We start from the raw sequence: 24,725 nt of genomic DNA on the forward strand, positions 1-24,725 counted from the left end.
GTGACCGTGCTGCTGTCTCCAGATGCTGTATTGCTGTCTTCTGTGACCGTGCTGCTGTCTCCAGATGCTGTATTGCTGTCTTCTGTGACCGTGCTGCTATCCTCAGATGCTGTATTGCTGTCTTCAGATGCTGTACTGCTATCCTCAGATGCTGCGCTGTCGGATCCAGTCTGATCTTCAGATGTGGTCTGCGTATCCGCTGCCCCCGCATCCGGCGTCGGTGCTGCCGGGGTGACCTCATCCGGTGCCTCCTCAGGCAGATTCTCCTGATATTGCTTCAGATCGTCAATTGAGTCAATCCATCCCTGAATTTTCTCTTCATATTGTTTGAACAGCCCATCCAGTTTTGCATTTCCCTGATCCACATAGGGCTTCAACTGTTCCATGATCTTTTCCATCTGGGCAATATCATTGGAAATCTGCTCGATTGCCGTATTCAGCTGTTTGATCTTCACATCATACTGCATGCCATCGATCGTCTTCTTCATGGATTTTACATTGTCGTGGATGGCATCTTTTCCGTCACTTGCCATATCACTGTAATCATCCATATAACCACGAAGAGAATTTCGAAGGGTTTTCAGCTGATCGGACAGAAGATCTGCATTGTCGGACAGGTTATCTCCCAGTTTTTCACCCTGATTGGACACATCATCGATGAGATCGCCCAGACGGTCCAGCTCATCAGAAAGCTCCTGGCGATAATCTCTGTCATAGGAAGATTCCTCATAAGGTTCCAGTACACCGGAAATACCGCCGACATTTTTGTGCCCATAAACCACACCCTTATTAGCGCAGTAACTAAGACTGCCAAGCTGTCTTCCTACGATACCACCGGTAGAGCTTCCCAGACGCTCGAATCCAATGGTAGCTGTATTGGTACAATAGGAGATATCTCCGGATGAATTTCCGGCAATTCCTCCGGTCTCATTGGCTCTTTCATCTGCCGTAAGACCTGTCACTGCATTGGGAATGGAAATATTGACACTGCTTCCGTCTCCCTCTGCCTGTTTCTTTATTTTCTGGTTGGTATTAATTTTACCGCTGTTGACACAGTCGCTGATGCTTCCTTCGTTTAATCCGGCAATCCCTCCGGTCTGCATTTTACCGTCAATCGCCGCCTCATTTTCAGAACGGGAAACAGATCCTGTCTCCTCATTTTTTCCCGCAATACCGCCAACGGCTGTCTCTGCGTTCAAAGTACCGCGTGTGATACAATTTTCAATAGTTCCGGCATTGCTTCCTGCCAGGATTCCGATATTTTCCTGCTCGTCTCCGCCAAGAATTTCTCCTTCTACGGTCAAGTTCTTAACCACTCCGTTTTCCGTTATGTAACGGAACAGTCCATAGTCGGACATTTCCTCACTCAGTGTCACCCCAATAATCTGATGACCATTTCCATCAAAAGTACCGTCCATTACCGGAAGAAACAGATTTTCGTAATTGGACAAATCAAGATCTGCATCCAGCCGGAACGTCTTCCCGGTAGAGAAGGATTCTGTCTTACAGTTCTCTGTCAACAGGACAAAATCATCTTCACTGGTAATAGAAACGATACCAGGATCAGATCCTTCTGCCGCATATGCGGCAACATTCGGCTGAGCAGCCAGCAGGGATACAATAAGGCAGGAATCGATGATACGCCATGGTAAATTTCTGTTTCTTCTCATTATTCTGCCCCTCCATTCGTCTGTGTTTCTCCACCGCCGATATTAATTCTTCTCTTGCGATAGGTCTTATTAATAACTCCGTCAAATACATACAGAAGCTGCGGCAGAATCAGCATAACCAGTATAATCGAAGTCAGAGTACCAGTTCCCAGTGTCGTTCCAAGAGAAGCAATAACCGGATTGGATGTAATCTGTCCGATCACAAATCCGGCAGAGGTCATGATTGTTCCGGACGTAATAATCGTCGGGAAACTTTCATTCAAGGTTTTAATAATTGCCGTTCTCTTATCTACATTTTCTTTCCGGTATGCTGTGTAACGACTGGTAATAACAATCGCGTAGTCAATGGTCGCGCCCATCTGAATGGAGCTGACAATCAGATAGCTCAAGAAAAACATACCCGTTCCGGTCACTGCCGGTATAGAGAAGTTAATCCAGATACTGGTCTGGATCGTTGCTACCAGAATCAGCGGAATACTGTAGTTGGTAAAGGTAAATAACAGGATGATTGCCACAAAGACCGCTGTCATAATACTTACCATCAGGTTATCCTGGGTAAAGGATTTGCTTAAGTCGTAATCACTGGTAGAATCACCTACCACATAGACTTCATGATAGTACTGATATGCAATATCACGGATCTGATCAATCGTATGAAATATTTCGTCTCCCTCAATGGGTCCGGTGGTCATGACCAGCATACGGGAGTATTCGTCTCCCTCCAGCTGCTCTCTGGCATCCGATACGGTCTTATGCATATCCTGGATATCCTGGGAGAAATCCGCAGAGAAATCAAAGGTCTCATTTTCTTCCTCTCCATAAATAAAATCAATCATGGAGAGCAGCGGAATTTCAAAATCATCAATGGAATTGAGGAACGCGCCGTATTTTTCCTCTTTCCATGCATAAAAACGATACAGCAGACGGATCGTATCAATGTCCATGTCCGTAATATCTGCCAGTTCCTGGGGTGTCAGAGAATCAGTTAATACATACTGTTCATCATCATCCACCGTTACGTTGGCAAGTCCCAGTGTCGAATCCACCATGGGAAGGCTTTCTACTTCTTCCATAATCCGTGCTTCACTGTCGTAGTCACCCTTTGGAACAACAACCGCCAGCGTATTATCAAGGTCAAAGACTTTGGAAATTTCCCTCTTGGCCGTCATGTATTCGTTCATCTTCGCTGATTCTACAGAGCTATTATCATAAACATAATTACAGTTAACAGAAAGGAAACATGCCACTACCATGACAACCGCAAAAACAGGCAGCGTTACATGCCGTATGGCCAGAACGATTTTTCCCCAGAATTCAATGTTTGGTACAAAGCTTTTATGTAACGTTCTGTCAATCTGTTTCTCCCACAGCATAATCAGACCCGGCATGAAACCAAATACAGAAAGCATACTCAAAAGAATTGCCTTAATCATGACACGTCCCAGATCAAGACCGATACCAAACTGCATAAACATCAGGGCCACCATACCTGCCATGGTGGTCAGGGAGCTGGAAGAGATCTCCGGAATACCTTTTTCCAGAGCACGTACCAGTGCCTCTCTGGTGTTTACCTTTCCTTTTTCTTCCATAAAACGGTGAAACAGAATAATCGCATAGTCAATGGCCATAGCCAGCTGCAGCACCGTTGCCACCGCATTCGTCACGAAAGAAATATTATAGAAAATAAAGTTTGTTCCCATATTCAGGAGTGCTGCCATACCAAATACCAGCATGAAAATGGCAATCTCCATATAAGTACCGGACGTAAACAACAAAACACCTACAATAATGATGACCGCAATCACCAAAATGACTTTCATGTCATCCTGCAGATCCGCTGCATCATCTTTATCGACTGTTGTATAGAACCAGGCATCATAATCTTTCAACGCAGTTCTTACATCTGCGATCGCTGCCTGGGCCAGACTGTCATCTTCCGGTGTCTCAAAGGAAATAGAATATAAAGCTGCCAGATCCTGATAGGAGTCTCTCATATCCTCACTGTTTGTGAACTCTTTTTCCTCGGTATCGTTATTCTCATCATCCTCGTCTTCTTCATAAAAGTCCACAGCAGATACACCCTTGATGTCTTTCAGCTGATCTGCAATCGCTTTTGCCTGATCATAGGTAACATTCTGTACCATCACCTTCGCTGTGCCAAAGGTGGTGAACTGTTCATCCATCACATCCAGACCAATACTCGTCTCGGTATCATCCGGAAGGTAATCCGTCAGTTCCTGAATGACGTTAATATGACTGGACATAATCACACTGCCAATCGCTGCAGCAATGAAAATGATCAGCAGAAACTTTCTTTTGTCTACGATAAATTCTGCCAGTTTTCTCAAGTTTCTTCCTCCTTATTTAAATGTTACACATGTAACTTCATTTTATGCTGTATCGTATCATAATATAGGAATTCGAAAATCACAAGAATTCTCATATTTAATGTGACAATTTTGTTTTTTCTGTTCTCAGTCCGTTTTCCAGTACCCTGGATTCCGTATAACGCAATGGGTTTTCAAACAGAATATGCGCCATCTCCTCCGGCGATTCCTTCAGATCCCGTTCAATCCAGCAGACCAGCAAAAGACTGAACCGCCCTGCCTCCTCATAGACCCAATACTCTGTTCGCTTGTCGCTCATATCCATCTGTACAATATGTTCTGCCAGATAATAGCAGAACTTAATGAGCCGGCGAAGTAGCAGTTCATAAAGCTGTGCTTTCAACACTGCCTTCAGGAGACGATCATTTTCCTTGGTTGTCTGGAAAATCATCAGTCCAAACTGATATCGGGTAATACTGCCTATCGCTTTTGCCCGTTCCAGCAATTCTTCAAAGACTTCATTAAAATATTGGATAAGAATATCATCCTTCGATTTATATAACCGATAATAGGACATCCTGGATACGCCCGCTTTTTTTGCAATATCTGTAATGGTAATTTCCTCATAAGGTTTCTTTTCCATCAGGATCAGAAGCGCTGTAAAAATACACTCTTTCGTCATGGTATTTTTTTTCAGTGTTTTTTCTGTTTCTCCCATGTTACATTCTCCTGTTCTGCAATCGTATGTCTTAGATTTCCAGTCATTCAAGACTAACAATAATATACCTTTATTGGGATGTCAAGAAGCCGAAAAAGTTATCATAAAACTCTTGCGCTTTCTTAACTTGTATGCTATAGTCTTCATATGAGCAAATGTTCATACGTTTAAATGAACCAAATAATCACTACCATGATTTCTGGAGGTTATAAAGTTATGAAAAAAGAATTCCTGATGTTATTAGAACACCAGCACGACGATGAGTGCGGCTGCGGATGTAGTCACGATCACGATCATGAAGAACATGTACAGGAGCATAGCCACGAAGAGCATGAGCATCATCATCACGAACATGGCGACAGCTGCGGATGCGATCATGACCACGGACATGATCACGAGCACGAGCATCACCATCACGAACACGGCGATGAGTGTGGATGCGGACATCATCACGAAGGTGGCAATGCCCATGGAAAACGTGTGTACATTCTGGAAAACCTGGGATGCGCAAACTGTGCAGCAAAGATGGAGAAGCGTATCAATGAACTGCCGGGTGTTGCAGAGGCAACCATCACCTACGCCACCAAACAGCTTCGTATTACCGCTGAGAACTACGATGCACTCCTTCCGCAGATTCAGGATATCTGTTCTTCCATTGAATCTGAAGTAAAAGTTGTTCCGAAAGAAACTTCCAACGGATTGAAGACCAAAGTCTATATCGTGGAAAATCTGGACTGTGCCAACTGTGCCGCAAAGATCGAACGTAAGATCAATGAGCTGGATGAAGTAAGTGAAGCAGTTCTTACCTATACAACGCAGCAGCTTCGTATTACCGCCGCCAACCCGGACCGCATTCTTCCGAAGATTAAAGAAGTCTGCGCCATTGTAGAGCCGGATGCAGTGATTAAAGAGATGGAACGCAAACCTTCCGTCAAAAAAGAGGAAGAGAAGAAATTCGGCATGACCGCGGAACAGCGTACCGTTGTCAGCATTGCTGTCGGTGCCATTCTCTTCATCCTGATGGAAGTTCTGGAACATGTGAACATGGATATGACAGTTCTGCTTCCGTTCTATGTCATCGCTTACGCAGTTCTTGGATGGAAAGTTGTTCTGACCGCTGTCCGCAACATGGGAAAAGGTCAGATCTTTGACGAGAACTTCCTTATGAGTATTGCAACCCTTGGTGCTTTCGCAATTAAGTCCTATCCGGAAGCGGTCGGCGTTATGCTGTTCTACCGGATCGGTGAGTTCTTCGAAGAAAAAGCCGTTGAGAGAAGCCGCGGACAGATCATGGAGGCCGTTGACCTTCGTCCGGAGACGGTAAACCTTGTAGAAAATGGCGAAACAAAAGTGATTCCTGCAGAAGATGCTGTTCCTGGCGACATCATCCTGGTTCGTCCTGGTGACCGTATCCCGCTGGATGGCATTGTCATCGACGGTGACAGCCGTATCGACACTTCACCGATCACCGGCGAGCCGGTACCGGTCCATGTAGCCACAAACGACGAAGTCACTTCCGGCTGTGTCAATACTTCCGGTCAGCTGACCGTTCGTGTCGCAAAACCCCTTGGCGAGTCCATGGTTACCAGAATTCTGGATTCCGTAGAAAATGCAGCAGCAAGCAAGCCGAAGGTAGACCGTTTTATTACCAAATTCTCCAGAGTATACACCCCGATTGTTGTATTTCTGGCACTTGGTACTGCCCTGCTTCCTCCGCTGGTTGGCGGCGGTGACTGGCATTACTGGATTTACACCGCACTGTCCTTCCTGGTTATGAGCTGCCCGTGTGCTCTGGTATTAAGTGTACCGCTGGCATTCTTCTCCGGTATCGGTGCAGGTTCCAAGAAAGGTATCCTGTTCAAAGGCGGCGTTGCTCTGGAAGCACTTGCTGATGTCAAAGCAGTCGTTATGGATAAGACTGGAACCATCACCGAAGGAAACTTCGTTCTTCAGAAAACCGTATCCGCAGGAAAACTTTCCGAGGATGAACTTCTTCAGATCACTGCAAGCTGTGAACAGAACTCTACTCACCCGATTGCAGTCAGCATTGTAACCGCAGCAAAAGAAAAAGGCCTGCAGTTAAGCAAACCTTCTACTTTAAAAGAAATCGCCGGCGAGGGAATTCTGGCCATCATCGATGGAAATGTGGTTCTCTGTGGCAACAGAAAGCTCATGGAACATCACAGTGTCAACCTTTCTGCTTACGAAAATGATGTATTCGGAACCGAGGTTCTGGTTGCAGTAGAAGGTGACTACGCCGGATACCTGACCATCTCCGATACGATCAAAGCAGATGCAAAATCCGCTATCGCAGCACTGAAGAAACAGGGTATCACCACCGCTATGCTGACCGGTGACGCTCAGAACAGTGCAGAGGCCGTTGCAAAAGAAACCGGCATCGACGAAGTACATGCAAAACTGCTTCCGCAGGATAAATTAAGCGAGCTTCAGAAGATTCGTTCCCAGCATGAGCATGTGATGTTCGTCGGCGATGGTATCAACGATGCTCCTGTACTGGCAGGCGCTGATGTCGGTGCTGCTATGGGAAGCGGCGCTGATGCAGCCATTGAAGCAGCTGACGTTGTCTACATGACTTCCAGCATGACTGCAATTCCGGATTCCATGCGTATCGCAAAATCTGCTGTCAGCATCTCCTGGCAGAACATCGTATTTGCACTTGCTATCAAGATTCTGGTCATGATTCTCGGTCTGTGCGGATTCGCTTCCATGTGGATGGCTGTGTTCGCAGACACCGGTGTGGCTATGCTGTGCGTACTGAACTCCATCCGGGTATTATATAAGAAATAAACTATAAATGAGCGTTAAAAACGGCAGATCGAACTGATCTGCCGTTTTTATGTGCTGTCTTGTTTTAAAGATTCTTCTCACCGCCTATTTTAAAGACTCCGATCATCTCTCTGGTCAGGCTGACACCGTCATCCTCTACCGGAATGTTGTCACGGTCAAACCATTCTCCCACAGCAAGTTCCTCTGTATCCAGCGTGATATCCGTATCCCCATCCACTTCACAGAAAAATCCGCAGAGCAGAGTAGAGGAGAAGGACCAGGGCTGGCTCTTGTAATAACGGATATTTTTAACTTTGAGACCAACTTCTTCCATAACTTCCCGCTGTACGGTCTCTTCCAGTGTCTCACCAATCTCCGTAAATCCTGCAACCAGTGCATAATTTGTATTTCGTCCTGGTGCAGGCGCATATTTTGTAAGAAGAAGTTTATCCCCATTAGTCACGGCAACGATAATCCCCGGACATATCTTCGGATATACCATATTACCGCAGCACTCACAGTGAACCATTCTTTCTTTATGATCCGGAACCATCGATTTACCGCAGCGGCCACAGAACTTATTGGAACGATACCAGTCAAAAAGCTGCATGCCTGTAATTCCTGCAAATCCACGATATTGAGGTCTGGCATTTCTGAAAATCACCGGTTTCTCCCAGCCATAGCCTTCCAGCTCCCCGTCAAGTCCATTTTTCAGAAGGAAGAAACGCTCGTCACTGATGGTGAAAAGATAGGTCACATCCTGCTCTTCCTGGGTAATTTCTTTTACTTTTGGGAAATACATTTTCTCATTGTCAAACCGACAGAGCACTTTGCCGTCCCGGTACACCAGCATCCAGTCCTCTGCTGTCGGACTCTGTTCTTCATAGTGATTGACATATTTTTTTGGTGCAATATCCTGAATCATTTCTTTTCTCCTTTGTTTTCTATTCATTATTATACGCATATTTTCCGGGCAGGCAACAAAAATCCGATGATTGGCTATATATTTTATTCCTCTGGCATTTATCCGTGGAATCTGATAAAATATGGTTAATGTATATCAAAAATCAATCATAATATGGGACGGTAAAAGTAATGGAAAAAAAGAAAAAAAGAAAAAAGAAAAGACATGGACGCCGCAGAATTACCCCGATGCAGTCCCTGCTTCAGGGACTTTTCCTCGGATTCTGTATCTGCCTGCTTGTCTTCAGCCTGTGGAAACTCGCTTCTATCTTTATGGGATATCATTCCGGCGAGAAAGAGTACGATGACCTGAGACAATATGTTCTTTCAGAACCCGCAGATGCAGAAAATACAACTGCTGCTAATCATACCGAAGAGGACTCAGAAAACGAAGGAGATGCCACTGCATCCACTTCACAAAGAATGGAGCGGATCGACTTTGCCTCCTTAGAAGAGATTAATGACGAGGCGGTCGGCTGGATCGAAATTCCGGGTACGGATATCAGCTATCCGATGGTTCATACCAGTGACAATACTTATTATCTGACTCATACCTTTAAACGCCAGGAGAACAAATCCGGAAGTATTTTTATCGAGACATCCAACGCTCCGAATTTCAGTGACCTTCATACCATCATCTATGGCCATAATATGAAGGACGGTTCCATGTTCGCAGGTCTCAAGAACTATGAAAAGAAGACTTATTATGAGGCTCATCCTTCCATTTATATTGACCTGGCAGATGGAACTCACTGCTATCAGATCTTCTCCTGCCATGAGGCGGATATCACTGATATCTCCTATACCATCGGCTATGCTGCGGATGATACGTATGCCTCCTTCCTTGATTCACTGACTGCCTCCTCCCTCTATGATACCGGTGTCAGTGTTGGAACTGATGATTCCATTATCACACTTTCTACCTGTACCAACAAAGGTGAGAAACGTTTTGTGGTTCACGCAAAAAAAGTATATTAAAGAAATGTAAAAGACCGCTGTCCTTTATGGACGGTGGTCTTTTTTTCTGTCCCTGATATAATCCCGCATACGTCTGCCGTCTTCCTGCAAACGCATGGTAATCTGCCTTAATTGTTCATACTGTTCTTTTGCACAGATAATCTGCTCCTCCAGCTCCCGGATCTTTTCCTCATATCCAGATGAATCTTCCTCCTTCCACAGAATCAGTTTTTCTCCTTCCCAACGGTAGATCTTCTCTTCTCCCTTCGCTCCGTACACCAGTACCTGACTGGAACCAAGCTGTACCGGCTGTAGCACCGGCCGGGAACTATACGTCTCCGGAAGTTCCCTCACTTCTCCCTCCTCTGCCTCCAGCTTCTGCATATAACCATGAAAGCGGCTGTCCGCTGGTTCCTTTCCGGTATAGAAAATCCACAGCTCCTCTTCTCTGGCAAAAAGCTTCAGTCCTCCATACAGCCGGGCATTTACCGGATCACTTAAAATTACCCTGTCACTTACTTTCTCCGTCCCCGACAGAATAATGTGATGTTCCAGTGAATGCCAGACAAACCGGATGTTTCCCCGATACTGCACTGCAGACAAATTTGACAAACAGCCAGTCCGAAGCAGAAATTCTCCGCCTCTTCTCACCGGGAGCCTGATTCCCACAATTTCATTTCCTTCCGTATACAGAATCATCTGCTGGTGATGCTCCAGTTCAAAAATATATCCCATACTCCGGTTCCCGCTCTTTTTTCTATATATATGAACCACAAAGATCAAAAATGAATCCATCACATATTCTATAAAGAGACCTTATTATAAGAAAGGAGTCCACTTCATGTCAAAATGTTGTCCCAAAGGCCAGCACTGCACCCCGGAAGAACCCTGTACCGATGTCTGCACATCTCCTCTGTGCGGAGATCCCACGCTTCTTCCTGTCTATGCACCTGTCATCTATGACGAGCTTGGCGTCAATATCTGTCAAACCCTCACGATCGACGATAACACCTTTTCCACACTGACGACTGCCGAAAAAGCATTTGTACAGATACTGGATATTGATTTCGGAACCACTGAAATAAGTCCGCTTAACGGACGGCCAAACTGCACTGAAATCACTCTGCAGAATCTCGCCATCACCATGCTGATCCGACTCTACAGCTGTTCAGACCAGCTGCTTGGCACCTTCACGGGAACTTACACCTATCTTCCACCCACAACAGATCCCGGATATGATGAAGATACCAATCCAAGTTCCGTGACCATAGAGCTTTTCACTCCTTACGGCATCTCCTACGAGATCGCCGCAGGTCCGCCGGTCACAGCCGTACCTTCCATCTCTTATCTTGGATTTACTACTGAAAACCGCACCCTCACTCAGGGGCTGAACGTCACAGCACAGCCAAAGGTTTTAAACCTCAGCATTCCTGACAGTCAGATCACGGTAGGGCTCACTCTCATTGTCAGCAACGTCGTCTACTCCCAGTATCTCATTCCTCATCAGGGCAAAGTCCATGTGCCCAAAGGAAGCCTGGAGCCGGAAGATGACAGCCTGTGCCTGAATTTCGTCAACGGTGACCTGCTGGAGCTGGATATCAAGCCGTTGGAACTTGGCAAACCGGCCTGTGAAGAACGTCTGAAAAATGACTGCGGCTGTTCCGGCAGCGGATGCTGCTGCAAGAACCGCGGACCGCAGAATACGCCCGGAAACGGAACCTGATATGCAGAGGGGAGTTTTCTCCTCTGCCCTTCCCAATTGCCTGGGACTGTGATAAAATAATCCTAGAATTACGTGACATGAAGGAAGGAAAACTGCCATGTTAAATATTTTAAAAGAACAGATTAAAGATAAAAATGTCCTGATCCTCGGCTATGGACGGGAAGGACATTCCACTCTGCACCGGGTTCTGGAAGTGGGCGGATTTTCCTCCGTCACTGTAGCTGACAAGAATCAGGTACAGCTTCCTGCTCCTGCAAAGGCCCTTTGCGGTGAGCATTATATGGACACGCTCGATGACTATGACCTGGTCTTCAAAAGTCCTGGCGTAGTACTTTCCAAAGACCCGGAACAGTATAACTGCCGCTTCACTTCCCAGATGGAGGTCTTCTTCGAAGCCTACCGGGACCGTATCATCGGCATCACCGGAACCAAAGGAAAAAGTACGACCACGACGCTTCTTTATCATATTTTGAAAAAATCCGGGCTCGATACCGTCCTGTCCGGCAATATCGGCATTCCTGCCTTTGATATTCTGGAGGAAATCCATCCTGATACCCAGTTGGTCTGTGAGTTGTCCTGCCATCAGCTGGAATACATCCATGTATCCCCCCATATCGGTGTGCTGCTAAACATTCATGAAGAACACCTGGATCATTATGGCACCATGGAAAAATATATTCATGCCAAACAACAGATTTATCTCCATCAGCTTCCGCAGGATCTCCTGTTCTGTGGAATGGATGTGACTCCCGCGGACGGTACCTGCCGTTCCCGGATTTTCACCGTATCTGATCAGAATTTTGATGCAGATGTCCTGCTCGGCGGCACCAAAATTCATTTTGACGGCCACAGCTATCAGATTCCCTCCGATCGGATTCCGCTGCTTGGGCATCATAATCACATTGATATTGCATTCGTATACGCTATCTGCCGCACGCTGGGACTCAATGATACGCAGATTGAAAATGGGCTTATCAGCTATGAACCGTTGCCGCACCGTCTGCGCCTAGTCGGTGAGAAGAACAGTATCCGCTTTTATGATGACTCTATCTCCACTATTTGTGATACGACCATTCAGGCATTAAAAAGCGTCTCTTCCGTCGGCTCCGTCCTCATCGGCGGCATGGACCGGGGCATCGATTATCAGGATCTGATCTCCTACCTGTCCATTGACCCGGTACCCCATATTATTCTTATGGCTGCCACCGGAAAAAGGATTTATGAAGAGATTCATGCTTCCTACCCGGATTTTCATCAGCCGGAACGGCTTCATCTGGTGGATACGCTGGAAGAAGCGGTTGCATTTGCAAAAGAAGTGACTCCTGCAGGTTACGCGTGCGTCCTGTCACCGGCCGCTGCCAGCTATGGTATTTTTAAGAATTTTGAAGAACGTGGAGACGTATTTACAAAACTGGCGTTAGAAAAGTAATTCATTTATTCCTCTTTCGCCCAGCCACAGGCGTATTTCACAGCTTTCTTCCAGCCGGACAATTTTTTCTTACGGTCTTCCATGCTCATCTGCGGGTAGAAGGTCTGATCAATAGCCCAGTTTTTGCGAACTTCGTCCACATCTTTCCAGTAGCGGACTGCCAGTCCTGCCAGATAAGCTGCACCCATAGCCGTAGATTCTACACAGCATGGACGGTTGACCGGCGCATCAATGAGATCCGCCTGAGTCTGCATAAGAAAATTATTGGCACTGGCGCCGCCGTCTACTTTCAGTGCAGACAGCTGGATGCCGGAATCTGCTTCCATGGCTTCCAACACATCGTGCACCTGGCAGGCAATGGATTCCAGCGTTGCCCGGATGATATGACATTTGTTTACACCACGGGTAAGTCCTACGATGGTACCGCGGGCATACTGATCCCAGTAGGGTGCTCCCAGTCCGGTAAAGGCCGGTACTACGTAGCATCCATTGGTGTCTTTGACTTTCTGTGCCATATATTCGGAATCCGCAGAAGAATCAATGATCTTCAATTCATCTCTTAACCACTGGATAGCGGCTCCTGCCACGAAGATGGAGCCCTCCAGTGCATAGTTTACTTTTCCATCAAGTCCCCAGGCAATGGTAGTGACCAGTCCATTTTCCGAAAAGACAGGCTTTTTCCCTGTATTCATAAGAAGGAAACAGCCGGTTCCATAAGTATTTTTTGCCTCACCCGCCTCAAAACATGTCTGTCCGAACAGTGCCGCCTGCTGGTCACCAGCCGCACCCGCAATGGGAATCGCTCCGCCAAGATAGCTGGGATCCGTCATTCCGCAGACACCGCTTGATGGAACAGGCAAGGGCAGCATGGAAGCCGGAATCTGAAGAAGTTCCAGAATGTCCGGATCCCACTGTAATGTCTGAATATCAAAAAGCATGGTGCGGGATGCATTGGAATAGTCCGTCACATGGACTGCTCCTTTGGTCAGTTTCCAGATGAGCCAGGTCTCAATGGTTCCAAAGAGAAGTTCTCCCCTTTCTGCCCGTGTTCTCGCACCTTCTACATGATCCAGAATCCACTTTAATTTAGTACCCGAGAAATAAGCATCCACCATAAGACCTGTCTTCTCCCGGATCATTCCCGCCAGCCCCTGTCTTTTCAGTTCATCACAATAGGCAGAAGTTCTGCGGCACTGCCAGACAATGGCATGATACACCGGTTCTCCAGTCTTCTTATCCCACACTACCACCGTTTCTCTTTGATTGGTAATTCCGATGGCCGCAATATCTGCCGCGGAAGCCCCTGCCTTCTGCATGGCTTCCACCGCAACTCCCAGCTGAGTGGACCAGATCTCATTGGCATCATGCTCCACCCAGCCTGGCTTCGGGAAATACTGGGTAAATTCCTTCTGAGCCATACTTATGATATGGCCCTGTTTGTCAAAAAGGATACAGCGGTTACTGGTGGTACCGGCATCCAATGCCATTATATACTTCGCCATGGTTTTTCTAAAACTCCTTCAAGTCCATTTTATTTTGCCAGATCCGCAATGAGATCTGCGCAGCCCTCAATTCCAAATTCTCCGCTGTCCAGGCAGAGATGATAATTCTGTGCTGCTCCCCATTCCCGGTCTGTATAATACCGATAATTTACACGACGCTTCTTATCCTTATCTGCCAGACGCTTTTCCGGTTTGTCTGCAGTCTCTCCATAGAGTTTCACGATTCGCTCTACTTTCTTTTCCGTGGATGCATGGATAAATACATTCAGACAGTCTGTCCGGTTACGTAAGATATAGTCTGCACACCGTCCGACAATCACGCAGGGCTCTTTTTCTGCCAGATCCAGAATCAGCTTTCTCTGCTGCATCCAGATCTTATCCTGCATGGAAATTCCATTGGCATCCCTTCCAAGAAAAGAATAAGAAAATACGTTGGTTCCCGGTGCATGCTCGCCGTATTCCTCAATAAACTTTTGGGAAAATCCAGTCTCCTCCGCGATCTTCTCAATCAGTTCCTTGTCATAGAAAGCGATCCCGAGTTTCTCTGCCACCATCTTACCAATGGTTCTTCCACCGCTTCCAAACTCACGGCTAATTGTGATAATACGTTTACTCATAGAAACACCTCCATTTCTTTTGTATATTATATCATATTTTTTCCAACTTTGTAAAATAAGTTTTGTGCATAATGTCTCCTTTTTATCGCTTTTCTTTTTTCTCCGGCTGTGCTAAGATAGATCGTATGTTCGAAAACTACAATGACAGACTGGAGACATTTTATGAGCAGAAAGAAACATTATTACCGCAAAAAACGAAGAAAACGGACTGTCCCGGTGCTCCTCGCACTGGTTGTGCTGATCCTTGGTATTGCCGGATATGGAAATGGGCAGGCTGATTCCATATCATCCGCACTGAACACCATCCTTACCGCCGCTTCTGACCTTGCCTCCGGTGCAGAGATACAGACTGCCTACGCACCTTCGGACGTTACAGAAGATCTGACCGTTCATTTTCTCGACATTGGTCAGGGTGACTGTACCCTTCTGACCCAGGGCGGACACGCCATGCTGATCGACGCCGGAGACAATGACCAGGGTACAAAAGTACAGTCCTATCTGGAATATCTTGGTATTTCTTCCCTTGACTATCTGGTGCTGACCCATCCTGACGCTGATCATATCGGTGGTGCAGATGTGGTAATCTATAAATTTGACTGCAATACCATTCTCATGCCGGAACGAAAAGCCGATACCAGAACTTACGACGATGTCATTCAGGCTATGAAATCCAAGGATTACACAGCTATTCACCCGGAAGTGGGTGACAATTATGCCTTTGGAGAATCTTCCTTTACGATTCTCTCTCCTGCAAGAAATTATGAAGACAGCAATGACTGTTCTATTGTCCTGCGCCTGACCCACGGCAGCAATACCTTCCTCTTTACAGGAGATGCTGAGGAAGAAGCCGAAAATGATATGCTCGCTTCCGGCATGGATCTGTCTGCGGATGTGCTGAAAGTCGGTCATCACGGAAGCCACACTTCCACCAGTGATGCATTTCTTGATGCAGTCTCTCCCACCTATGCCGTCATCAGCTGTGAAACCGGCAATTCCTACGGACATCCCCATGCAGAGACTCTGAACAAACTTCGCGCGGCAGGTGTGCAGCTTTTCCGTACCGACGACCAGGGTACCATTACCGTCACCTCCGATGGTTCCACCCTCACCTGGAATACCAGCCCCTCCGATGACTGGGTATCCGGTTCCGGAGGGACGAAGTAAACCGCCGACTAAAAATTTTTCTGTTTTTTCCACGCGGACTATTGTATTTACTCCAGAGATATGATATAGTCTTCTACGTCTTGTCGGGCCGGACACCCGACAGGCACTCTGGAGAGTCTCGATGGACGAGCGCCGAAGGTGTACAGCGGAAACGTATCTTCCGCCAATCTCTCAGGCAAAAGGACAGGGCATATTTTACATGCAGATTGTTCTACTCTTTGGAGGGCTGATAGTTTATCAGCTCTTATTTTTATGTTCAAGCATATAACGAGTAGGAGGAACTAAAAAATGGAATCACTGTTACAACTGGTGGACAACGCAAATGGATTTTTATGGAATGTGGTACTGATCGTACTATTATGTGGTACGGGTATCTTCTACACCATAAAACTCAAGTTCATTCAGGTAAGAAAATTTGGAGAGGGCTTCAAGCTTCTCTTTGGTAACCTTGGTCACAAGGGTGAGAAGAAAGCGGGCGAAATGACCCCCTTCCAGTCTGTTGCAACCGCAATTGCCGCTCAGGTAGGTACCGGTAATCTGGCCGGTGCTGCAACTGCACTTTTCGGCGGCGGCCCCGGAGCCATCTTCTGGATGTGGCTCAGCGCGTTCTTCGGAATGGCTACTATCTATGCCGAGGCTACCCTTGCACAGGAATATAAAGTTGTAAAACACGGAGAGGTAACCGGAGGTCCGGTTTACTATATCCACGCAGCATTTAAAGGAACCTTTGGTAAAGTTCTGGGAGGCCTGTTCTCTGTATTTATCATCCTGGCCCTTGGCTTTATGGGAAATATGGTGCAGTCCAATTCCATCGGCGCTGCCTTCTCTGAAGTATTCGCGTCCAGAAATATTAACGTACCGCCGGTAGCTGTGGGCGTTATCCTTGCCGTGTTTGCAGCCTTCATTTTCATCGGCGGAACCGATCGTCTGGCAGCTGTTGTTGAAAAACTGGTACCCTTCATGGCCTGCATCTATATCATCGGCAGCCTGATTGTAATCGGATGCAACTTCACCATGATCCCGGAAGCATTCCGCCAGATTCTGGTAGGCGCATTCCAGCCGTCTGCTATCATGGGTGGTGCTGCAGGTATCACTGTAAGAGAAGCGATCCGCTATGGTGTTGCAAGAGGACTCTTCTCCAATGAAGCGGGTATGGGTTCCACCCCCCATGCACATGCACGTGCAACCGCTGAGAATCCGCATCAGCAAGGTCTGACTGCTATGATCAGCGTTTTCATTGATACTTTTATTATTCTGAACCTTACCGTCTTCTCTGTTCTGACCACCGGCGCTATGAGCAGCGGAAAGAACGGCACCGCACTGACCCAGTATGCATTTTCTACCGTATTCGGAAGCTTCGGTGATATTTTCATTGCTGTCTGCCTTCTGTTTTTTGCTTTCTCCACCATTCTGGGCTGGCATTTCTTCGGTTCTATCAATGTAAAGCATCTCTTCGGTGTAAAAGCGACAAAAATCTATTCACTGATTGTTGTCATCTTCATCATCGTTGGTTCTACACTGAAAGTAGACCTGGTATGGTCCCTTGCTGATTTCTTCAACGGACTGATGGTTATCCCGAATGCACTGGCACTGCTTGCTTTGAGCGGAGTTGTTGCAAAGATCTGTAAAACCTACAGTAAATAATTGATTTTACCGACGAATTCCCATATAATAAGGACATATGGACTTAAATCTTTACGGGAGGTATTTACACAATGGAAGAAGAAAAGAAAACCATGGATGACTTTGCAGAGGAGCTGGAAGCATCCTACAAAGCTGCTGAGGAGGCTGCTCCGGAAGCAGACGACGAAGCAGATCCGGTATGGGCAGAGTTAAAACAGCAGATGGATGACAAAACCGTCCTGACTGTTAAAATCGGCGGTGTGGTAAACGGTGGTGTTATCGCATATGTAGAGGGTATCCGCGGATTTATCCCGGCATCCCGTCTTTCTCTGGAGCATGTAGACGACCTGAACGAGTGGCTGAACAAAAAAGTACGCGTTCGCGTCATCACAGTAGATCCTGAGAAAAAACGTCTGGTTCTCTCCGCAAGAGAGATTTTGAGAGCAGAAGCAAGAGCCGCAGAAGACGAGAAAAAGAAAGCTGCTTTTGAGCAGGTACATGTAGGTGACGTCATGGACGGCACCGTAGAGACTTTGAAAGATTATGGCGCATTTGTCCGCCTGTCCAACGGTCTCTCCGGTCTGGTTCACGTATCCCAGATCTCTGACAAACGCGTGGTAAGCCCTGACAAAGTACTCAAAGAAGGTCAGGAAGTAAAAGTGAAAGTTACCGCTATCAAAGACGGTAAGCTTTCCCTCAGTATGAAAGCACTTCTGGAAAGTGCCCAGGAAGAGGAAGCTAACGAGCATTATGAGATTCCGAAGTCTGAGAATATTGCTACCAGTCTTGGTTCTCTTCTGAAAAATATTAAGCTGTAAGCCATTCTACGGCATAAAACCGACAACCGGCAAACTGTGAGAGGAACCGCTCACAGGTTGTCGGTTGTCTTTTTTACGTAACGGCTAAAATTCTATTTCTAGATCATGCCGTCTTTCAGAACACCATGATCGCGTAATAATTTCCCGATAATAGTTTTATCTGCTTTCTTTAATAATGGTTTTTTCAGCATTTCCAATGGTTTGGGCAGCGGCATCTCCAATGGGGATTTGCCATCCATGAGTTTTACGGTGCTGTCCAACAGTTCCCTTACGTCATAGACACTACCCCATACCTCCGGAACACCACGATCCACACCACAGAGACCATAGACCGCCTCCATAGCTGTCCGCACAGAATATTCCGTGGTGAAAATGGTATCTCGCGGGGTTTCAGCAAACTGTCCTAAGAACGCTGCGTTGACACAGCCATCCGGAATGACATCCGGCCGGTCTCCGGCGCTTCTCGGCATAAAGAATGCCGTAATATAAGGCATCATGGTCGGTGTACAGTTCGCATGATGTTCTGCCAGTTCCGGGATTTCTTCTACCGGGATGCCCAGATGATAGAGCCATTCTTCCGTAATTTCCTTACCCGTACACTCTTTCATAGGTTTCTTCACATAATTACCCGGTACGTCTGTAAAGAGGCTGTAAACCCATACACAGATCTCATCTTTCTTCTGCCCTTTGAACTGTCCCTGCCGGTTGATCGTCCAGCTTAAGAGCCAGCTGGAATCTCTGCAGCTGACAATACCACCGGTCACGACTTTTCCTGTTCTCGGATCACGTTTGCAGATCTTTGTGATATAGGAAATGATTTTCTCATTGGAAGTGGTCACTGTGGCGGATTCCCAGTTGGTCTTTTCAATATTCGAGCAGAATTTCTCCGGATGTCCAAATGCCGGATCCTGACGGGCAATATTTTTCCAGAGAGACCAGCATCCGCTGTTTCTAACTTCCGCATCTCCTGTCGGGGCATGATTCTGATCGCCGTAAATCGTTCCTTCTGTACAGCTTCCATTGGTAATAAATACAAAATCATCTTCTGTCAAAGGGATTTCCTGTACCTCGCCATGCACCTTGCATTCAATGGCTCTGGCTGTCTTTTTCTCTCCCTCCATCTCAAAACGGACATTGGTCACTTCCGTTCCGAACTGGAACTGCACACCTGCCCCTTCCAGATATTTCTGCATAGGAAGAATGAGAGATTCATACTGATTATACCTGGTAAATTTCAATGCAGAAAAATCCGGCAGTCCACCGATATGGTGAATAAATCTCTGGAAATATCGCTTCATCTCTAAGGCACTGTGCCAGTTTTCAAATGCAAACATCGTACGCCAATAGAGCCAGAAATCCGAACGAAATACTTCGTCATCAAAGACATCCTCAATCGTCTTATCATAGAGATCTTCGTCTTTCATAAAGAACAGTTTCATGATCTCCATGCTGCCCTTCTGACTCAGACGGAATTTGCCATCGGTATGGGCATCCTCTCCACGGTTCACTGTTGCACGGCACAGAGAATAGTTAGGATCATGTTTGTTCAGCCAATAATATTCATCCAGCACCGATGCATCCGGTACTTCCAGAGACGGAATACTTCGGAACAGGTCCCACAGACATTCAAAATGATCCTCCATCTCGCGGCCGCCACGCATGACATAGCCTCTGGAGGGATCGTTAATACCATCGCATGCACCTCCTGCAACGTCCATAGCCTCCAGAATATGAATATTCTCTCCCGGCATTCTGGCATCTCTTACCAGAAAACAGGCTGCTGCTAATGAAGCCAAACCACTTCCAACCAGGTATGCAGATTTTCCTTCAATACCTTCTGGCTTCTCCGGCCGCGCAAAAGCCTCATAGTTTCCGCTGGAATAATAGATCCCCTTGCTGTTCTTCGCCTGTTTTCCGCGCTCCGTATTCCGATAATTGCTCTCTTTATGCGTCTTAGACTTCTTCTTTCTGCCTGCCACGACAGCCGCAGCTCCTGCCCCTACAGCCAGCGCAGATGCCATTCCCACTTTCCACTTTGATTTTCCCATATTTTCTTCACCTTTCTTTTCATTACCATTTAACATAGTATCAAATACTACATGTTATATGTTTCGATAATAAAACTATTATTCTGATTTGTCAATGCTTTTATTATTTCCGAAAGGTAAAAAGTTTATAAAAAAAGAGACACGAAAACCAATCGTTTCCATGTCCCTTTATCTGCGTTATTTACAAACGACTTATTTACCAAGCTGAGCTGCAACCTCTGCTGCGAAATCCTCGTTCTTTTTCTCCATACCTTCACCGGTCTCGAAACGAACAAATCCTTTAACAGTAACGTTAGCGCCGTTAGCTTTTGCAACCTGAGCTACATAAGCTGCTACGCTCTGTTTTCCATCCTCTGCTTTTACATATACCTGATCAAGCAGGCAGATCTCTTTGAGCTGTTTGTTCAGACGTCCCATGATAGCGCCGTTGATAACTTTCTCCGGCTTTCCTGCCATCTTCGGATCGTTCTCGATCTGAGATTTGATGATCTCAAGCTCATGAGCCTTGTACTCCTCATCAACTTCGCTGTCGTTGGTGTATACCGGTTTCATAGCGGTGATCTGCATAGCGATGTTCTTAGCCATCTCTTTGATCTCATCGTTTACTACGTCGGTCTCAACGTCAACGAGAACACCGATCTTTCCTTCTGCATGGATGTAAGAAGATACGAATCCGTTCTGCTCCTCAACCTGTTTGAAACGACGAATGTTCATGTTCTCACCGATCACTGCGATCTGAGCTGCAAGAGCCTCTTTTACAGTCTTGGTGGTATCCTGTGCCCACGGCTCTGCCAGGAATGCGTCGATATCTGCTGCAGTAGTGTTCAGTGCCTGAGCAGCAACATCTGCAACGTAGTTGCGGAATTTCTCGTTCTTAGCAACGAAGTCAGTCTCTGCATTTACTTCGACAGCAACTGCTTTCTTTCCGTCCTCAGACAGAGCGGTAGCTACGATACCCTCTGCTGCAATACGGCTTGCTTTCTTCTGTGCGGTAGCAAGACCTTTCTCACGCAGGAAATCCACTGCTGCTTCCATGTTACCCTCGGTAGCTGCAAGTGCTTTCTTACAATCCATCATTCCTGCACCGGTCATCTCTCTTAACTCTTTTACCATAGATGCTGTAATAGCCATGATCTGATTCCTCCTGTGGGATGTGTGTTTACAGCACGTCCGGAACAATACTGTCCCGGACGGCCTTTACCTGTAAATTACTCTTCTACCGGCTGCTCCTCATATGCTTCCTCAGCATACTCCTCAGCTTCGCCCTGATTTGCCTCGATAACAGCCTCTGCCATCTTGGAAACGATCAGTTTTACGGCACGGATAGCGTCATCGTTACCCGGGATTACGTAGTCAAGCTCTTCCGGATCGCAGTTGGTATCGCAGATACCGATCAGCGGGATTCCCAGAGTATGAGCTTCCTGTACACAGATCTTCTCTTTCTTCGGATCTACTACAAAGATAGCATCCGGAAGGGTCTTCATCTCTTTGATACCGCCAAGGTTCTTCTGAAGTTTATCCATCTCTTTTCTCAGAGCGATGACTTCTTTCTTCGGCAGTACGTCAAAGGTTCCGTCTTCCTGCATGGTCTCGATTGCTTTCAGTCTTGCAATACGTCCCTGGATAGTCTTGAAGTTGGTCAGCATACCACCGAGCCATCTCTCGTTTACATAGTACATTCCGCAACGCTCTGCCTCTACTGCGATAGCATCCTGAGCCTGTTTCTTAGTACCAACGAAAAGGATCTTTCCACCCTCAGCTGCGATATCTGCAACTGCTTTGTAAGCCTCATCAACTTTTCCTACAGATTTCTGCAGGTCGATGATGTAGATACCGTTTCTCTCGGTGTAGATGTACTCTGCCATTTTCGGGTTCCATCTTCTGGTCTGATGACCGAAGTGTACGCCGGCTTCCAGTAACTGTTTCATTGAAATTACGCTCATTGTTCTTCCTCCGTTTTGGTTTTTTTCTTCCGCGTGACCTTCTACTCCCAGAAGGACCTGTATACAGGCACCGCTTCCGGAATCCGTCCGCGTGATTTTTGCGTAACGGGTCGTCAGTTATCTGACACACCCGGCTCATTGGACATACTTTGCCCGCAAAAAGCCTTATCTAATATAGCATAGAAAAAGCTGAGAAGTCAAGGAAAATTTTACACTTTTTGATTATTTTAGTCTTTCGACTCCACCAATATCATGATTCCTTTTTCTATGCGAATCACCGCTTCTTCTTCCGCAATCTCGTTGGAAACACCTCTGCTGCCGGTACCAAGAACGGTAAAACTAAATTTTTCCAGCGGGTATTTAAAACCAATCAGATCCACACCTTCCACATCCGTTGTGAACGGGATCAGGGACACATATTTGCCCCACTGTTCTGTCATCTTCAGATGCAGTTCCCCTGATACCAGCCGGATCCGGTTATGAGCATCCACGATTCGGCAGTCGATGCCTTTTACAAAAGGCAGATACAGGGTCTGAATATTTCCCAGCACATGGTCAAGCCTGGTTCCGGTACCGCCGATCAGGGTGATTTTCCTACTGCCCAGCTCCATGGCAAGTTCGATGGCAATCTGGGTGTCGGTAGCATCTTTCACCGGATTAAACTGCCGGATCTCAATCTGGGTGTTGGTCTGATACCAGGTCAGAATCTCCGGATCCAGGGTATCAAAATCTCCCACAATACGGGTAGGGACAATATTCTGCTCTTTACAGAATTTCAGTGCTCCGTCCACGCCGATAATTTGATCATATTTCTCTTTTTTTAATAAATCGAGGGCAAAATCGGTATCGATTGTGCCCCCGCTGATAATCAGTGTATGCAATGTATTATTCTCCCATAATGCGCAGGAAATCTTTGACATTCTGCTCAATGTCACCTTTAAAGATGGCACTTCCGGCTACGATGACGTTCGCGCCTGCATCCAGAACCATCTGGAGGTTATCCTTCTTGATACCGCCGTCTACCTCAATATCTGTATCCAGCCCTTTCTCATTCAGCATCTGACGAAGCTCTTTGATCTTCTCGGTGGATTCCGGAATATAAGCCTGTCCGCCAAAGCCCGGTTCTACCGTCATGAGAAGGATCATATCTGCCATATCCAGTACGTCGGTTAAAACACTGTTAGGGGTCTTTGGTTTGATGGTTACACCTGCTTTCACCTCTTTGCTTTTAATGAGCTCCAGCGTTTTCTTCACATCCTTGCATGCCTCATAATGTACGGTAATGATATCGGCACCGCATTTTACAAAATCATCAATATAACGATCCGGATCTTCGATCATCAGATGTACATCCAGCACCAGATCTGTTACTTTTCTGACGGATTCCAGTACCGGCATTCCGAAAGAAATACTTGGTACAAACATACCGTCCATGACATCATAGTGCAGATACTGGGTACCTGCTGCTGCCGCATGCTGAATATCCTCTCCCAGATGCGCGAAATCTGCTGATAAAATGGATGGTGATAAATATCTTTTCATAATCTAATTGTATCTCCTCTTCTCTTTTTCCTGAAGCTCTCCAAAGAGCAGACGGTAACTTTCATACCGTTCCCTGTTAATCTTCCCCTGCTCCACTGCTTCCTTTACCGCACAGCCCGGCTCCTGTCCGTGGACGCAGCCCTGAAACCGGCAGCTGCCCTCATAGGGCGTAAATTCAGGAAAATAATACCGTAATTCTTCTTTTTCCATCCCCATCAGTTCCAGTGAACTGAAGCCCGGAGTATCAAAAATATAGCTGTCTTCTTCCACGCGGAACAGTTCACTGTGCCGTGTGGTATGTTTTCCTCTGTCAATCTTCTGGCTGATCTGTCCCGTCTCCATCTCTGCGTCCGGCACCAGCAGATTGATAAGTGTTGATTTTCCAACACCTGATGGGCCTGCCACTGTCGTGGTCTTTCCCCGAAGCAGGTCCCGGATTCCCTCTACTCCCTTCTCATATCTGGCACTGATGAACAACAGCCTGCTGCCGCATCCACCATAAATCTCTTTTAATCGCTGAAGTTCTTCTTCGGACGCTTCATCGATTTTGTTAAAGCAGATAATGGAAGGAATCTCTTTTTGTTCCATGGAGATCAGAAAACGATCCAGAAGAGACAGGTTTGGCTTTGGTTTTGCCGCTGCAAAAATGACCATGGCCTGATCTACATTTGCCACTGCAGGACGGATCAGCTCACTGGTTCTTGGAAGAATTTCTTCCATATTGCCCTTGTGTTCCGCCTCATCGATCACCTGGATTTCCACCCGGTCACCAACCAATGGCTTTACCTTTCGGTTCCGGAATACGCCTTTTGCCTTACATTCGTATACTCCGCAGCCTTCCACATACACATAGTAGAAGCCTGCAATTCCTTTTATAATTCTTCCTGTCATAGT

The 24,725-nt window shown here is 46.5% G+C and carries 20 protein-coding genes and 1 riboswitch; of the genes, 7 read left to right on the top strand and 13 right to left on the bottom strand.

Features of this window, described 5'->3' with window-relative positions; genetic code table 11:
• The 3 genes from LKD36_RS00005 to LKD36_RS00015 form a co-directional block, all read right to left on the bottom strand.
• The coding region (locus tag LKD36_RS00005) for a GLUG motif-containing protein (protein WP_308458184.1) at window positions 1–1,670 on the bottom strand (1,670 nt) is incomplete at its 3' end.
• Window positions 1,670–4,018, bottom strand: coding sequence for an efflux RND transporter permease subunit (locus LKD36_RS00010; protein ID WP_308458185.1), 2,349 nt, complete (start codon window positions 4,016–4,018; stop codon window positions 1,670–1,672). The genes LKD36_RS00010 and LKD36_RS00005, both read right to left, overlap by 1 nt.
• Window positions 4,019–4,115: 97 nt before the next feature.
• Window positions 4,116–4,715: a TetR/AcrR family transcriptional regulator gene (locus tag LKD36_RS00015; RefSeq protein WP_308458186.1), complete on the bottom strand. Its 600-nt coding sequence runs from the start codon at window positions 4,713–4,715 to the stop codon at window positions 4,116–4,118.
• Between the two features lie 216 nt (window positions 4,716–4,931).
• Between LKD36_RS00015 and LKD36_RS00020 the strand changes: the two genes are divergently transcribed.
• Entirely contained in the window at window positions 4,932–7,523 is a 2,592-nt protein-coding gene (locus LKD36_RS00020; protein ID WP_308458187.1) for a heavy metal translocating P-type ATPase, read from the top strand.
• Between the two features lie 64 nt (window positions 7,524–7,587).
• On the opposite strand, the gene nudC is transcribed toward LKD36_RS00020, so the two are convergent.
• Window positions 7,588–8,427 carry an NAD(+) diphosphatase gene (gene nudC / locus LKD36_RS00025; protein ID WP_308458188.1) on the bottom strand — a complete coding sequence of 280 codons (840 nt, stop codon included), beginning with the start codon at window positions 8,425–8,427 and terminating at the stop codon, window positions 7,588–7,590.
• Window positions 8,428–8,597: 170 nt separating this feature from the next.
• Here nudC and srtB point away from each other — a divergent pair, with 170 nt between their 5' ends.
• Window positions 8,598–9,443 carry a class B sortase gene (srtB, locus tag LKD36_RS00030; RefSeq protein WP_308458189.1) on the top strand — a complete coding sequence of 282 codons (846 nt, stop codon included), beginning with the start codon at window positions 8,598–8,600 and terminating at the stop codon, window positions 9,441–9,443.
• A 24-nt stretch (window positions 9,444–9,467) separates the two neighbouring features.
• On the opposite strand, the gene LKD36_RS00035 is transcribed toward srtB, so the two are convergent.
• Window positions 9,468–10,157, bottom strand: coding sequence for a hypothetical protein (locus LKD36_RS00035; RefSeq protein WP_308458190.1), 690 nt, complete (start codon window positions 10,155–10,157; stop codon window positions 9,468–9,470).
• A gap of 106 nt (window positions 10,158–10,263) precedes the next feature.
• Between LKD36_RS00035 and LKD36_RS00040 the strand changes: the two genes are divergently transcribed.
• Together LKD36_RS00040 and murD are read left to right on the top strand one after the other, a co-directional pair.
• Window positions 10,264–11,145, top strand: coding sequence for a hypothetical protein (locus tag LKD36_RS00040; RefSeq protein ID WP_308458191.1), 882 nt, complete (start codon window positions 10,264–10,266; stop codon window positions 11,143–11,145).
• Window positions 11,146–11,242: 97 nt separating this feature from the next.
• Entirely contained in the window at window positions 11,243–12,574 is a 1,332-nt protein-coding gene (gene murD / locus LKD36_RS00045; protein WP_308458192.1) for a UDP-N-acetylmuramoyl-L-alanine--D-glutamate ligase, read from the top strand.
• 5 nt (window positions 12,575–12,579) lie between these two features.
• Here the strand turns inward: murD and glpK are convergent, their stop codons facing one another.
• Window positions 12,580–14,076, bottom strand: coding sequence for a glycerol kinase GlpK (glpK, locus tag LKD36_RS00050; protein ID WP_308458193.1), 1,497 nt, complete (start codon window positions 14,074–14,076; stop codon window positions 12,580–12,582).
• Between the two features lie 29 nt (window positions 14,077–14,105).
• The gene (locus LKD36_RS00055; RefSeq protein ID WP_118769190.1) at window positions 14,106–14,693 is read right to left on the bottom strand and encodes a cytidylate kinase-like family protein; all 588 of its coding nucleotides are present in this window, start codon (window positions 14,691–14,693) and stop codon (window positions 14,106–14,108) included.
• Window positions 14,694–14,855: 162 nt separating this feature from the next.
• Between LKD36_RS00055 and LKD36_RS00060 the strand changes: the two genes are divergently transcribed.
• The 3 genes from LKD36_RS00060 (at window position 14,856) to LKD36_RS00070 (ending at window position 18,298) form a co-directional block, all read left to right on the top strand.
• Window positions 14,856–15,857 carry a ComEC/Rec2 family competence protein gene (locus tag LKD36_RS00060; protein ID WP_308458194.1) on the top strand — a complete coding sequence of 334 codons (1,002 nt, stop codon included), beginning with the start codon at window positions 14,856–14,858 and terminating at the stop codon, window positions 15,855–15,857.
• A gap of 98 nt (window positions 15,858–15,955) precedes the next feature.
• Window positions 15,956–16,054: riboswitch (glycine riboswitch) on the top strand.
• 91 nt (window positions 16,055–16,145) lie between these two features.
• Entirely contained in the window at window positions 16,146–17,501 is a 1,356-nt protein-coding gene (locus tag LKD36_RS00065; protein WP_308458195.1) for an alanine/glycine:cation symporter family protein, read from the top strand.
• Window positions 17,502–17,572: 71 nt separating this feature from the next.
• Window positions 17,573–18,298, top strand: coding sequence for a S1 RNA-binding domain-containing protein (locus tag LKD36_RS00070; protein ID WP_308458196.1), 726 nt, complete (start codon window positions 17,573–17,575; stop codon window positions 18,296–18,298).
• A 98-nt stretch (window positions 18,299–18,396) separates the two neighbouring features.
• Here the strand turns inward: LKD36_RS00070 and LKD36_RS00075 are convergent, their stop codons facing one another.
• The 6 genes from LKD36_RS00075 to rsgA form a co-directional block, all read right to left on the bottom strand.
• On the bottom strand, window positions 18,397–20,346 hold the full coding sequence (locus LKD36_RS00075) for an oleate hydratase (RefSeq protein ID WP_308458197.1): 1,950 nt from the start codon (window positions 20,344–20,346) through the stop codon (window positions 18,397–18,399).
• 192 nt (window positions 20,347–20,538) lie between these two features.
• On the bottom strand, window positions 20,539–21,480 hold the full coding sequence (gene tsf / locus LKD36_RS00080; protein ID WP_334301335.1) for a translation elongation factor Ts: 942 nt from the start codon (window positions 21,478–21,480) through the stop codon (window positions 20,539–20,541).
• Between the two features lie 74 nt (window positions 21,481–21,554).
• Window positions 21,555–22,289, bottom strand: a complete 735-nt coding sequence (gene rpsB / locus LKD36_RS00085) for a 30S ribosomal protein S2 (RefSeq protein ID WP_308458199.1) — start codon at window positions 22,287–22,289, stop codon at window positions 21,555–21,557.
• 227 nt (window positions 22,290–22,516) lie between these two features.
• Window positions 22,517–23,170, bottom strand: a complete 654-nt coding sequence (locus tag LKD36_RS00090; protein WP_308458200.1) for a thiamine diphosphokinase — start codon at window positions 23,168–23,170, stop codon at window positions 22,517–22,519.
• A gap of 4 nt (window positions 23,171–23,174) precedes the next feature.
• Window positions 23,175–23,831: a ribulose-phosphate 3-epimerase gene (rpe, locus tag LKD36_RS00095; protein ID WP_308458201.1), complete on the bottom strand. Its 657-nt coding sequence runs from the start codon at window positions 23,829–23,831 to the stop codon at window positions 23,175–23,177.
• A gap of 3 nt (window positions 23,832–23,834) precedes the next feature.
• Complete coding sequence (rsgA, locus tag LKD36_RS00100) at window positions 23,835–24,722, bottom strand: ribosome small subunit-dependent GTPase A (protein WP_308458202.1); 888 nt, start codon at window positions 24,720–24,722, stop codon at window positions 23,835–23,837.
• Between the last annotated feature and the right edge of the window lie 3 nt (window positions 24,723–24,725).

The organism is Hominiventricola filiformis, assembly GCF_020686965.1.
Lineage (GTDB): Bacteria > Bacillota > Clostridia > Lachnospirales > Lachnospiraceae > Hominiventricola > Hominiventricola filiformis.